This window comes from Pseudonocardia ailaonensis (assembly GCF_039531635.1).
Taxonomy (GTDB): Bacteria; Actinomycetota; Actinomycetes; order Mycobacteriales; family Pseudonocardiaceae; genus Pseudonocardia; species Pseudonocardia ailaonensis.
In genome coordinates, this window is record NZ_BAAAQK010000003.1 from 720,425 (window position 1) to 733,009 (window position 12,585).

Sequence of the window (12,585 nt, forward strand, 5' to 3'; positions counted from 1 at the left end):
TCCTTCGTGACCTGCGACGACCGGCTCGCCGCAGCCGCGGCTGCGCACGGCCTCACGGTCGAGCCCCCCTCGGACACGGTCGTCGGGGACGGGCTCACGTGAGGGCGAGCGACCGCCCGATGATCTCCTTCATGATCTCGGTGGTCCCGGCGTAGATCCGGGAGACCCGGGAGTCCATCCAGGCGTGCGCGATCGGGTACTCGCGCATGTAGCCGTAGCCGCCGTGCAGCTGCAGGCAGGTGTCCATCACGCGGCCCTGCAGCTCGGTGGTCCACCACTTGGCCTTCGCCGCGTCGACCTCCGTCAGCTCCCCCGTGAGGTGCTCGGCGACGCACCGGTCCACCCACTGCTGCGCGATGTCGATCTCGGTCGCCAGCTCGGCGAGCCGGAAACGGGTGTTCTGCAGCGCGCCGATCGGTGAGCCGAACGCCTGCCGGGAGCGCACGTGCTCGACCGTCCAGCCGAGTGCCGCGGCCGACTGGGCCACGGCGGACACCGCACAGGACAGCCGCTCCTGGGCCAGGTTGCGGGTGAGCCCGGCGAACCCGGTCCCCTCCTCCCCCAACAGGTTCGCCACGGGAACCCGGGCGCCGGTGAACGAGAGCTCCGCCGTGTCCTGCGCGGCCAGCCCGATCTTGTCGAGCGTGCGGCCGCGCGCGAACCCCGGCGTGTCCCGCTCGACCACCAGCAGCGACAGCCCGCGGTGCGGATGGTCGCCGGTTCGCACGGCGGTGATCACCAGATCGGCGTTGATGCCGTTGGTGATGAACGTCTTCGCCCCGTCGACGACGTAGTGGTCGCCCTCCCGGACCGCCGTCGTGCGGATCCCGGCGAGGTCCGATCCGGTACCCGGCTCGGTCATCGCCACCGCGGTGATCAGCCCGCCCGCGGCGATGCCCGGGAACCAGCGCTCCCGTTGTGCCACATCGGCGAGCCCGAGGAAGTAGGGCATGCAGATGTCGGCCTGCAGCTGCGGGCCGAGCATCGGCGCGACCACCCCGGCGGCGGCCGCCTCCTCCGCGACGACGACGTTGAACCGGAAGTCCGCGACGCCCGCTCCCCCGTGCTCCTCGGGAACCGCCGCGAACAGTCCCAGCTCCCCGGCCCGGGCGAACAACGAGCGCGGGACGATCTTCGCCTCGGCCCACTCCGCGGCGTGCGGGACCACCTCCTTCGCCAGGAAGGTCCGCACGGCGGCGCGGAAGTCCTCGTGGTCGGCGCCGAACAGGAGCCGCTTCACAGCAGCAGACCGCCGCCGCAGATCACGGTCTGGGCGCTGACGTAGTCCGACTCCGGGATGCAGAACAGGTACACCGAACCCGCCGCCTCGGCCGCGGTTCCCCTGCGGCCCAGCGGGATCAGCTGCTCCATCGCGACCAGTAGGTCCGGGTTCACCCCGACCTTGATCTCGTGGCCCTCGATGTCGATCGTGCCGTCGCCGCCCGCCGGGGTCTCGGTGAGCCGGGTGGCGATCAGCCCGAACGCCACCGTGTTCACGGTGACGTTGTAGCGGCCCCACTCCTTGGCCAGGGCCTTGGTCAGCCCGGTGACGCCGGCCTTGGCGGCGGCGTAGTTGGCCTGCCCGGCGTTGCCGCCCAGGCCCGCGATGGAGGAGATGTTCACGACCTTGCGGCAGGGCACCGGCTCCCCGGCCGCCCGAGCCTGCTTGACGAGGCCGGAGATCACCGGCTGCGCGGCGCGCAGGATCCGGAAGGGCGCCTTGAGGTGCACGTCGAGGATGGCGTCCCACTGCTCGTCGGACATCTTCTGGACCACGGAGTCCCAGGTGTAGCCGGCGTTGTTGACGAGGATGTCCAGCCCGCCGAACGCGTCCACGCCGGTCTGCACGAAGCGCTCGGCGAAGCCGTCCTCGGTCACGCTGCCCACGCAGGCCACCGCCCGCCCACCCGCCGCCTCGATCGCGGCGACGGTCTCCTTGGCCGGGGCGTCGTCGAGGTCGTTGACCACCACGGCGGCCCCGTCGCCCGCCAGCTTCCGGGCGATCTCCGCACCGATCCCCCGGCCCGAGCCGGTGACCAGTGCGACCTTGCCGTCCAGCTTTCCCATGAGGAGTCCCTAGTGGTCGAGGGCGACGACGGCGTCGCCGGTGAGGGTGGTGGTGCCGTCCGCGAGGGTGACGGCGAGCTCGATCGTCGCCAGCCCGTCGGCCACGGCGGTGACGCGTCCGGTGCAGGTCGGCTGCGCGTGCACGGGGGTGATCGCGGTGAAGCGCACCCGGTACGAGCGGATCCGCTCCTGCGGGAACCGGTCCGTGAGCAGCCGGCCCAGGTACGCCATCGACAGCATGCCGTGGGCGAAGACGTCGTCCAGGCCGGCGCCGCGGGCGACGTCGAGGTCGATGTGGATGGGGTTGTGGTCGCCGGAGGCGCCGGCGAACAGGGCGAGCGTGGTCCGGCTGATCGCCGGGACCCCCAGCTCCAGGGTGTCGCCGACGTCCATCACCGCACCACGATCGTCGTGACGGCGTCCAGGACGGGCTCGCCGTCCCGGGTGATCTCGGTGTGTTTCACCAGGAAGTCCAGGTTCTTCTTCGGGTACGCCTCCGTGATCCTCGGCCGCAGCGTCACGGTGTCCCCGGCGTGCACGAGCGAGTGGTAGGTGAAGGACTGCTCGCCGTGCAGCACCCGGCGCAGGTCGACGCCCAGCTCGACCAGGTAGGCGAAGGCGCCGGGCCGCTCGGTCTCCAGTCCGAAGAGGAACGTCGGCGGCACCGGGACGTCCGGGTGACCGGCGGCCTTCGCGGCGTCGAGGTCGGAGTAGACCGGGTCCTCCTGTCCGGTGGCGGCGGCGAAGAACGCCAGCCGGCCGCGGTCGAGCGTGACCGTCACCGGCTCGAACACCACCGCCCTGGCCCGGTCGGGATCGATCATCGGGACACCTTCTCGTACAGGGTCACCACGGCCGCGCCGCCGAGACCGATGTTGTGCTGCAGGGCGATCGACAGGTCGTCGACCTGGCGATCGCCGGCCGCCCCGCGCAGCTGCCAGGTGAGCTCGGCGCACTGCGCGAGCCCCGTGGCGCCGAGCGGGTGGCCCTTGGAGAGGAGCCCGCCCGACGGGTTCGTGACGACCCGGCCGCCGTAGGTGTTGTCGCCGTCGGCGATGAACTTCTCCGCCGTGCCCTCCGGCGTCAGCCCGAGCGCCTCGTAGGAGAGCAGCTCGTTGGTGGTGAAGCAGTCGTGCAGCTCGACGACCCGGACGTCCTCGGGAGCGACCCCGGCCGCCTCGTAGACCTGCGTGGCCGCGGCCTTCGACATGTCGTACCCGACCAGCCGGATCGGGTCGCCCGCGAAGCTCGACGGGGTGTCGGTCGTCATCGCCTGGGCCTTGATCGCGACGTCCGTGCGCAGGCCGTGCCGCCGGGCGTACTCCTCGCTGACGAGGACCGCCGCGGCCGCACCACAGGTGGGCGGGCAGCACTGGAGCCGGGTCAGCGGGCCGGTGATGTGCGGGGAGGCGAGGACCTCCTCGACGGTGAGCTGGCCGGTGAACACCGCGTAGGGGTTGTTCGCCGCGTGCTGACGGGCCTTCACCGAGATCTGCGCGAACACGGCGGGGGCCGTGCCGTAGCGGTCCGCATAGGTCTGTCCCGCGGCACCGAAGTACCGCGGCGCCAGCGGGACGTCCGGGTTGCCGGCGTCCCCGAGGGCGACCTCGAACCGCCCGAACGCGCTCGGCCGGTCGTCCCAGTGCTCCGTGAGCGCACCGCGCTGCATCTGCTCGAACCCGAAGGCCAGCACGCAGTCCGCCGCACCCGACGCGATCGCCTGCCGGGCGAGGAACAGCGCCGACGAGCCCGTCGAGCAGTTGTTGTTGACGTTGACGACCGGGACGCCGGTCATCCCGACCCGGTAGAGGGCGTTCTGACCGCTGGTGGAGTCGCCGTACACGTAGCCGGCGTAGGCCTGCTGCACCGCGTCCAGCTCCACCCCCGCGTCGGCCAGCGCGGCGCGGACCGCCCCCTCGGCCAGCACGTCGTAGGGCTCGCTCCGGCTGGGTGTCGCGAAGGGCACCATGCCCACTCCCGCGACCGTCACCCGCTGGCCCATGTCGGTCCTCCTATGTGAATTATGGTTAGTAGCAGCAGCACGGTAACACCGATCCCGTCCGACGGAAGAGAACAACCGCTAGAGTTCGGGCCGACACCAGCAGGAGGCACTCGATGACCGTGCAGGCCCGCGAGGTCCCGCGGCGGCGACCGGCGGACCGGCGCGCACAGATCCTCGCCGCGGCCGCCCGCCGGTTCCGCCGCGACGGCTACCACCAGGTCGCGATGGCCGACATCGCCGAGGACGTCGGGATCCGGGCGGGAGCGCTCTACCGGCACGTGCGGAGCAAGGAGGAGCTGCTGCTCACCGTGCTCGAGGGGCAGCTCGCACGCATGGAGGAGGTGGCCTCCGCCTCCGCGGATCCGGTGGCCGCCCTCGCCGCGCACACCGCGGACCTGCGCGAGTTCGGGGCGCTGTGGGGCCGGGAGGCCGGCCACCTCCGCCCGGAGGCGCGCCGGGCGGTGCGCCACCGGCTGCGCGGGATCGCCGCGACCGTGGCGGCCGGGATCCCCGCCGCCCCCGCGGACCAGCGCGACCTCCGCTCCTGGGCCGCGCTCTCGGTGCTGGACAGCCCCGCCCACCACGGGATGGACGTCGACCCGGACCGGCTCTCCGCCGTGCTGCTCGGCGCCGCCCGCGCCGTGTGCTCGGCGCCGCTGCCCGAGGCCGACGGGGTCGTCGCCCCCATGGACGGCGGCCTGCGGCCGGCCTCGCGCCGGGAGGCACTGCTCGGTGTCGCGGCCCGGCTGTTCGCGGAGCGGGGCTACCCGTCGGTCGGCCTCGACGACATCGGCGCGGCCGCCGGGATCGCCGGCCCGAGTGTCTACAACCACTTCGCCAGCAAGGCGGACGTGCTCGCCTCGGTGCTGCAGCGCGGCAACGAGGCACTCTGGCTGACCCTGCACCACGACCTCGCCAGGGCGACCGACCCCGCCGACGCCCTGCGCCGGCTCGCGGCCCGCTACAGCGCCTTCGTCGCCGACGATCCGGCGATCGTGGGCGTGCTGCTCAGCGAGGTGGTCCACGTGCCGGCGGACCTGCGGAGCACCTTCCGCCGCGCGCAGCGGGACTACGTCTCCGAGTGGGTCGCCCTGCTGCGCCGGGACCGCCCCGACCGGGACGAGGCCGAGTGCCGGCTGCGCGCCCACGCCGCGCTCTCGGTGGTCAACAGCCTGTGCCGGATCCCCCACCTGCGTGCCCGGCCGGGCCACGTCGCCCACACCGCCGCCCTCGCCGTCGCCACGCTGGATCTGGACTAGCACCGGTTCACTTTCTGGCCGATTCGTCGTAGTGTGGGGCTCCACACACTCACGGCGATTCACGAAGGAGTGGTCTCGTGTACCTCACGCAGGGTCTGCACCGCGCGGTCCAGCAGCATCCCGACGCCGTCATGACGGTCTTCGGGAACCGGACGCGCACCTTCGCCGAGGTCGCCGACCGGGTGGCACGGTTCGCCGCGGCCCTTCGGGCTCACGGCGTGGCCCCCGGGGACCGGGTCGCGATGCTCGCCCTCAACTCCGACCGCTACCACGAGTACCTGCTCGCGGTGCCGTGGGCGGACGCCGTGCTCAACCCGGTCAACATCCGGTGGAGCCCGGTCGAGATCGCCTACTCGCTGCGCGACTCCGGCACCCGCGTGCTGCTGGTCGACGACGCGTTCGCCCCGATGATCCCGGCGCTGCGCGAGGCGGCCCCGGACCTGGGCACCGTGATCCACACCGGCGACGGCCCGACACCCGGGGACGCCGTCTCCTACGAGGACCTCGTCGCGGGCCACGATCCGGTTCCCGACGCCCGCCGCGGCGGGGACGCGCTCGCCGGCCTCTTCTACACCGGCGGCACGACCGGGCACCCGAAGGGCGTGATGCTCTCGCACGCCAACCTGATGGTGTCCGCCATGGGCCTCCTCTCGACCGGCTACCTCTTCGGCCCCGGGACCCGGTGCCTGCACGCCGCACCGATGTTCCACCTCGCCGACCTGGCGGCCTGGAACGCGACGACCACGGCCGGCGGCACGCACGTGATCGTCCCGGCGTTCGATCCCGTCGCGGTGATGCAGGCGATCGCGACGCACGGCGCCACCGACGCGCTGCTGGTCCCGGTGATGATCCAGATCCTGATCGACCACCCGCAGATCACCGAGCACGACCTCACCAGCCTGCGCACCGTGCTCTACGGCGCCTCCCCGATCGCCCAGGCCGTGCTGGAGCGTGCGATGAAGGCCTTCCCCAACGCGGCGTTCACCCAGGCGTACGGGATGACCGAGCTGTCCCCCGTCGCCACCCTGCTGAGCCCGGACGACCACCGCCGCACCGAGCGGCTGCGCGCCGCGGGCCGGGCGGCGCCGCACTCCGAGGTCCGGATCGTCGACGCCGAGGACCGGGAGGTGGCGCGGGGCACGGTCGGCGAGATCGTCGCGCGCGGCGGGCACGTGATGCTCGGCTACTGGGAGCAGCCCGAGGCCACCGCGGCCGCGGTGCGGGACGGGTGGATGCACACCGGCGACGGCGGTTTCATGGACGACGAGGGCTACGTCCACGTCGTCGACCGGATCAAGGACATGATCGTCAGCGGCGGGGAGAACGTCTACTTGGCGGAGGTCGAGAACGCCCTCGCCGCCCACCCCGCCGTGGCCTCCTGCGCCGTGATCGGGGTGCCCGACGACGAGTGGGGCGAGCGGGTGCACGCGGTCGTCGTCCTCCGGCCGGGGCAGACCCTGACGGCCGAGGAGCTGCGCGAGCACGCCAAGACCCTGATCGCGGGGTACAAGGCACCGCGCAGCGCGGAGTTCGTCGACGCCCTGCCGGTCTCGGCGGCGGGCAAGATCCTCAAGCGGGAGCTCCGGGCCGTCCACTGGGCGGGTCGGGAGCGCCAGATCCACTGACTCGGTGCGGCGGTCGCGGAGCCGGTGCTGTCGGTGACGCCCGGCTGCCGGGTGGGCCGGCGAGGTGAGACCCTCGCTCCGTGGACGCGCCCCTCCCCCGCCCGGCCGTCGGGGTCGGCGTCGTCCTCACCCGGCCCGACGGCACCGTCCTGGTCGGGCATCGCGTGACCGCGGGCGAGTCGCCGAGCTGGTGTCTGCCCGGCGGACATCTCGAGGGTGGGGAGACGCCGGTGGCCGCCGCCGTCCGGGAGACTGCGGAGGAAGCCGGGCTGCGGGTGGCCGGGACGCGGGTCCTGGCCGTCTGCGTCCGCACCGCGGGCAGCAACGTGACCTTCGCGGTCCACGCCGAGGTCGGTGCCGATGCCCGGCCCGAGGTGCTCGAACCCCACGCGATGGACGAGTGGCGGTGGTGCCGGCCCGACGACCTCCCGGAGCCGCTCTTCTCCCCCAGCGCCGCCGTGCTGCACGCGTGGCGGGGTGGCACCGACCTCGCCGGCTGGGCGATCCACCCGCTCCGCTGACCGGCCCGGTCAGTGGAGGCGCGGGGTGCGCCGCAGCGCCGAGCGGGCGGTCGCCAGGTGCTGGGCGACCTCGGCGGCGATCAGCTCGCTGGGTGAGGCCTCCCCGGCGGCGGCCCGCAGCGAGCGGTGCCGGTCGACGAGGGCCTCGAGCGACTCCAGCAGCTGGTCGCCGATGTCGGTGAGGCGGTCGTCGCGGGTGGGGAAGGACGCGGACGACGGCGAGGAGAAGGGCGAGGACAGGGATGCGGACATGATCGTCTCCGGGCGGGGCGCGAGGTGGACGGCAGGCGGGGGCGGCCGTCACCGACAGAGCGCGGCCCCGGTCCGGCAGAAGTCCACATGGCGCCTCTTCGACCAGGCACCGAAGCCCGGCACGCGCGGTGAGGCGAGCACGATGTTCTCCCATCGAATCCCGGCGGAAGCACCCTGCAGTGGTCTGCGGGTTGCTGCGGCGTCACAGAGCCGGGTCTCTCGGCCGCTCCGGATGGAGTCCCCTGCACTGAACCCCGAGCGGAACGACCCTGTCAAGAACATGAACGCTCAGGTTCCGAGGGGCGGGAGGACGAGGTCGGAACGGGCAAAGGTCCGGACACCTTCCCCTGCGGCACAGCCGCTTCCGCCCCGCGCCGGCCGATCAGGTTCCTCTATCGGTAGCGATCAGTTCCGTGAGTTGGACGGACCATGTCCGGGATGTCACTATCTGTGCATGCCTGCCGTGCACCCCTTCGCGCTCGTCACCTTGTCGGGTGACCTGCGCCTGCGTGTGCTCTCGGCCGGCCTGACCCGGCGCCTCGCGATCGACCTCGGTCGCACCACGGCCGCCGCGTGTCCGCGCCCCTGTCGCTGATCCCGCCGCGCTCTCGTCGCTGACACGCCGCCGTCGTCGCCGTCACGGCATCGGCCGCTCGGGCTCCGCCGTGCCGGACGCGGTCCGGCGTCCGCGCGCGGCCCGACCGGCGATCTCCTGATCTCCCCCGGTTCCCCTCCCGTTCCGCCCGTGCGCTCCGTCGCGCCCGGGCGGCATCGTCCTGCGCTCTCGACGATCTCCAGGAAGGACGTGGCATGGCCCGTCAACTCAAGCTCGGTGCGGTCCTGATGGGCGTCGGCGGCCCCGGCCAGCACGACGTCTGGAAGGACGACGAGATCCCCGGCGACGCCAGTGTGGACATCGACTGGTACATCGCCCGCGCCCGGCAGGCCGAGGCGGCCCTGTTCGACCTCGTGTTCATCGTGGACAGTGCGTTCATCACGCCGGACTCGCCGCCCCACTACCTCGCCCGGCTGGAGCCGCTGACGCTGCTGTCGGCGGTGGCGGTGTCGACCCGGAACATCGGCCTGGTCGCCACGGTCAGCACCAGCTACAACAGCCCGTTCAACCTCGCCCGCCGGTTCGCCTCGCTCGACGTGATCAGCCGCGGCCGGGCGGGCTGGAACGTCGTGGCCACCGGCGACGGCGGCACCGCCGCGAACTACAGCCGCGACGAGCACTTCGACCACCCGACCCGCTACTCGAGGGCCCTCGAGTCCGTGCGGATCGCGCAGGGCCTCTGGGACTCCTACGAGGACGACGCCTTCCCGCGCGACACCGCGACCGGTGTCTTCGTCGATCCCGACCGCCAGCACCGGCTCGACCACCGCGGCGAACACTTCCACGTCCGTGGCCCGCTCAACCTCGTCCGGTCGGAGCAGGGCCATCCGGTGATCTTCCAGGCGGGGAACTCCGAGGAGGGTCGCGAGCTGGGCGGCGCGATCGGCGAGGGGATCTTCACGCACCATCCGACGATCGACGAGGGCGTCGCGTTCGCCAAGGACATCCGGGACCGGGCGGCCGCGAACGGCCGGGATCCGGAGGGCATCGTGATCCTCCCGGGGGTCGACGTGATCGTTGCCGACACCGATGCACAGGCGCGGGAGATCGAGGAACGGCGCCGCACCGACCGCGACTTCGCCAAGGACCTCGCCCAGTTCGGCCGCCCCTTCGGCTGGCACGACTTCTCGCAGTACGACCTCGACGCCCCCTTCCCGGACGTCTCGCACATCGGGCACGGGAACTTCGGCAGCCAGACCACCCGGATCGTGGAGGTCGCGACCGCCGAGGGCCTGACCCTGCGCGAGACCGTGCGCCGGTTCTCCGGGCCGCTGCCGGCGCCCTTCGTGGGCTCGCCCGCCACCGTGGCCGACCGCATCCAGGAATGGTTCGAGGCCGGCGCGCTCGACGGGCTGAACGTGCAGGTCACGGTGCCGAGCGCGTTCGCCCGCTTCACCGACGAGGTGCTGCCGATCCTGCGGGCACGAGGCCTGGTCCGCTCGGCCTACGAGTCGGACACGCTGCGCGGCAACCTCGGCCTGCCCATCCCCCGCAACGTCCATACGGCGGCCCGCGAGCGCACCGCGACGCTCACCGCCTGAGTTCCCCATCCCCGTGAGACAACCGATTCGGAGAGACATGACAACCCTCAGGAGAAGGCGATCGTTCGCCGTGACGGTGGCCGCGCTGGCCGCCGTGATCGCGACGGTCGTGGCGGGATGCGGGAGCTCCGCGGCCGGTGGCGACGGATCGGGGGACGCCACCATCCGCTGGGGCACCAAGCAGATCCAGGCCAACTGGGATCCGGTGGTGACCGGCTCGACCGGCGCGACGATCCTGCTCACGCCGATCTACGAGTCGCTGTTCACCCTCGACGAGAGGCGCGCGGTCAAGCCGGCACTCGCCTCGGGCTACGAGTACAACGCCGCGGGCGACCAGATCACGGTCCGCCTCAAGCCGAACCTGACCTTCCAGGACGGCTCGCCCGTCGACGCGGACGCCGTCAAGTTCAACATCGACCGGATCAAGTCCCAGGCCAACTCGGCGCTGAAGGGCTCGTACAACAACGTCAAGGCCGCCACCGTCGTCGACCCGCTGACGGTGCGCCTCGACCTGGCCCAGCAGGACTACCAGATCCCGTACCTGCTCGCGGTGCGCGGCGGGATGCTGCCCAGCAAGGCCGCGGCCCAGGACCCGACGAAGCTGAACTCCGCGACGCCCGTCGGCGCGGGGCCGTTCAAGGTCGTCGAGCTCCAGCCGGAGTCGAAGATCGTCCTCGAGAAGTGGGCGGGCTACTGGGACGCCGCGAACATCAAGGTCGACCGCATCGAGATCAACTTCGGCATCGACCCGTCCACTCTGGTCGCCGGCCTGCAGTCGGGCGTCTACAACTGGGCGCAGCTCGACCCGCAGCAGACCGCCGAGGCGAAGCGGGCCGGACTCGACGTGCTGGCGGGCGTCGACCGCAACTGGGGCTCGACGTTCCTCAGCCTCAACATCAACAAGGCGCCGTTCACCGATCCCGCCGTCGTCGAGGCCGTCCGCTACGCGGTGAACCCCGACGAGTTCGCGAGCAAGCTGAGCTTCGGGCTGGGTCAGCCCGCGCACCAGCCCTTCCCGACCGGGCACCCCGCCTACGTGACCGACCTCGACTCGGAGCACAGGTACGACCCGGCGAAGGCGAAGGACATCCTGGCCAAGGCCGGCTACGCCGACGGGGCGATCTCGTTCGACCTCGGCGGCATCGCCAACAACTTCGACCAGGCGGCCGAGGTGCTGCAGCAGCAGCTCAAGGCGGTGGGCATCACGGCGAACATCCGCCTGCAGGACCAGGCCAACTGGGGCAAGGGCTACTTCGGCAAGACCATCGCGGCCTCGCTCTACGGCTACGTCGGCCGCGACTCGAACGTCCAGGCCCTCACCGAGCACTACGACACGGGCGGCGTGCTGAACCTCAGCTCGCCGACCACCTCGCCGCAGTTCCAGGAGGCGCTGAAGGCGGTGCGCGCGACGCCGATCGACGCGCCCGACTACAAGGCCAAGCTCCAGGCGGCGGCCAAAGCCGGGTACGAGAACGGCAGCACCGTCTCGCTCTACACCTATCCGAGCGTCGTGGCGAAGGACAAGTCCATCTCGGACCCGCCCGCCATCGACGGCTTCCAGAGCTGGAAGGGCGTCCGGATCTCGTCCAGCAGCTGACCGCCGCGGTCGCGGGGCGGGCCTCCCGCCCCGCGACCGGTGTCCCTCCCCCGATCCCCGGAGCCCGAGAGCCGTGACCCTCGCCCCGCCCGCACCCCCGATCCCCGCCACCCGACCCCCGACCACCCCGAACCTGCTGGGCTACCGCGTCCGGCGGGTCCTGACCTCCGTCCTGCGCCCCCTGACGATCTTCGTGCCGGTCTTCCTGCTCGGCACCTTCTTCACCTTCCTGCTCGGGCACCTGTCCGGGCGCAACCCCGCCTACATCCAGCTCGGCGACGCGGCCACCCCGGAGGCCGTCGCCGAGGTCGAGCACCAGTACGGGCTCGACCGGCCGTTCCTGGTGCAGTACGTCGACTGGCTCGGCCGGATCCTGCACGGCGACCTGGGCGAGAGCTGGTTCAACGGCCACAGCGTGGCGCAGGTCCTCCTCGACCGGGCCGCGATCACGCTGTCCGCGGCCGGGCTCGCCCTCGTGATCGGGGTGGTCGTCGGCTCCGCCCTCGGGGCGCTCGCCGCGACCTTCCACACACGCTGGGTCGACCGCGCCGTCACCGGGTTCACCACGGCGATCTCCGTGCTGCCGCCGTTCATCGTCGGCATCGCGCTCGTCGCGATCTTCGCGGTGAGCCTGCACCTGCTGCCCGCGGCGGGCTACATCCCGCTTGGGCGAGGCTTCGGCCCGTGGCTGAGCCACCTGATCCTGCCGGCGCTGGCCCTGAGCTTCGACACCGTGGCCGACGTCGCCCGCCAGCTGCGCGACGGGCTCGTGTCCGCCAAGCGCGAGAACTACGTGACGGGCGCGCTCGTGCGGGGGCTCGACGGCCGGCAGGTCTTCTTCGGGCACGTGCTCCGCAACGCGGTCGGGCCCTCGCTGGCGGTGCTCGGGCTGAAGTTCCCGAACCTGCTGGGCGGCGCGGTGGTCACCGAGGCGATCTTCGGGCTCTCCGGCTTCGGGGTGTTCGCCAGCCAGGCGGCGGTCCGGGGCGACGTCCCGTCCGTCCAGGGCGTGCTGGTCACGTCCGTGGTGCTCGTCGTCGTGTTCAACCTGATCGTCAACGTCGCCCTCAACCGGCTCTCGCCGGCCGCGGCGCGGGGGGTGTGA

At 72.3% G+C, this 12,585-nt stretch carries 13 protein-coding genes and 1 riboswitch; of the genes, 7 read left to right on the plus strand and 6 right to left on the minus strand.

What is annotated here, in order from left to right; all coding sequences use genetic code 11:
- Positions 1–94: 94 nt before the first annotated feature.
- From ABD324_RS06095 to ABD324_RS06115, 5 genes are read right to left on the minus strand one after another with little or no spacing between them, the layout of a single operon-like run.
- A complete protein-coding gene (locus ABD324_RS06095; RefSeq protein WP_344413227.1) occupies positions 95–1,240 on the minus strand; it encodes an acyl-CoA dehydrogenase family protein in 1,146 nt (381 codons plus the stop codon).
- Complete coding sequence (locus tag ABD324_RS06100; RefSeq protein ID WP_344413229.1) at positions 1,237–2,067, minus strand: SDR family NAD(P)-dependent oxidoreductase; 831 nt, start codon at positions 2,065–2,067, stop codon at positions 1,237–1,239. Before ABD324_RS06100 ends, ABD324_RS06095 begins: the two co-directional genes overlap by 4 nt.
- Positions 2,068–2,076: 9 nt before the next feature.
- Positions 2,077–2,460 carry a MaoC/PaaZ C-terminal domain-containing protein gene (locus ABD324_RS06105; RefSeq protein ID WP_344413231.1) on the minus strand — a complete coding sequence of 128 codons (384 nt, stop codon included), beginning with the start codon at positions 2,458–2,460 and terminating at the stop codon, positions 2,077–2,079.
- Positions 2,460–2,891, minus strand: a complete 432-nt coding sequence (locus tag ABD324_RS06110; protein WP_344413233.1) for a MaoC family dehydratase N-terminal domain-containing protein — start codon at positions 2,889–2,891, stop codon at positions 2,460–2,462. The genes ABD324_RS06105 and ABD324_RS06110 overlap by 1 nt, the downstream gene beginning before the upstream one ends.
- Positions 2,888–4,069, minus strand: a complete 1,182-nt coding sequence (locus ABD324_RS06115) for a lipid-transfer protein (RefSeq protein WP_344413235.1) — start codon at positions 4,067–4,069, stop codon at positions 2,888–2,890. Before ABD324_RS06115 ends, ABD324_RS06110 begins: the two co-directional genes overlap by 4 nt.
- Before the next feature lie 113 nt (positions 4,070–4,182).
- Between ABD324_RS06115 and ABD324_RS06120 the strand changes: the two genes are divergently transcribed.
- The 3 genes from ABD324_RS06120 to ABD324_RS06130 all read left to right on the plus strand — a co-directional run bounded on the left by ABD324_RS06120 (position 4,183) and on the right by ABD324_RS06130 (position 7,474).
- Positions 4,183–5,328 carry a TetR/AcrR family transcriptional regulator gene (locus ABD324_RS06120; protein WP_344413237.1) on the plus strand — a complete coding sequence of 382 codons (1,146 nt, stop codon included), beginning with the start codon at positions 4,183–4,185 and terminating at the stop codon, positions 5,326–5,328.
- Between the two features lie 77 nt (positions 5,329–5,405).
- Positions 5,406–6,953, plus strand: a complete 1,548-nt coding sequence (locus ABD324_RS06125; protein WP_344413239.1) for an acyl-CoA synthetase — start codon at positions 5,406–5,408, stop codon at positions 6,951–6,953.
- Between the two features lie 80 nt (positions 6,954–7,033).
- A complete protein-coding gene (locus ABD324_RS06130; RefSeq protein WP_344413240.1) occupies positions 7,034–7,474 on the plus strand; it encodes a nucleotide triphosphate diphosphatase NUDT15 in 441 nt (146 codons plus the stop codon).
- Between the two features lie 9 nt (positions 7,475–7,483).
- On the opposite strand, the gene ABD324_RS06135 is transcribed toward ABD324_RS06130, so the two are convergent.
- On the minus strand, positions 7,484–7,726 hold the full coding sequence (locus ABD324_RS06135) for a hypothetical protein (RefSeq protein WP_344413242.1): 243 nt from the start codon (positions 7,724–7,726) through the stop codon (positions 7,484–7,486).
- Positions 7,727–7,873: 147 nt separating this feature from the next.
- A riboswitch (SAM riboswitch) is annotated at positions 7,874–7,965 on the minus strand.
- A gap of 215 nt (positions 7,966–8,180) precedes the next feature.
- Between ABD324_RS06135 and ABD324_RS06140 the strand changes: the two genes are divergently transcribed.
- The 4 genes from ABD324_RS06140 (at position 8,181) to ABD324_RS06155 (ending at position 12,585) form a co-directional block, all read left to right on the plus strand.
- Positions 8,181–8,321 carry a hypothetical protein gene (locus ABD324_RS06140; RefSeq protein ID WP_344413244.1) on the plus strand — a complete coding sequence of 47 codons (141 nt, stop codon included), beginning with the start codon at positions 8,181–8,183 and terminating at the stop codon, positions 8,319–8,321.
- A 215-nt stretch (positions 8,322–8,536) separates the two neighbouring features.
- Positions 8,537–9,883 (plus strand): NtaA/DmoA family FMN-dependent monooxygenase, encoded by a 1,347-nt coding sequence (locus ABD324_RS06145; protein WP_344413246.1) that lies wholly within the window; start codon positions 8,537–8,539, stop codon positions 9,881–9,883.
- 37 nt (positions 9,884–9,920) lie between these two features.
- Positions 9,921–11,480, plus strand: coding sequence for an ABC transporter substrate-binding protein (locus ABD324_RS06150; protein ID WP_344413248.1), 1,560 nt, complete (start codon positions 9,921–9,923; stop codon positions 11,478–11,480).
- A gap of 73 nt (positions 11,481–11,553) precedes the next feature.
- Positions 11,554–12,585 (plus strand): ABC transporter permease, encoded by a 1,032-nt coding sequence (locus tag ABD324_RS06155; protein WP_344413250.1) that lies wholly within the window; start codon positions 11,554–11,556, stop codon positions 12,583–12,585.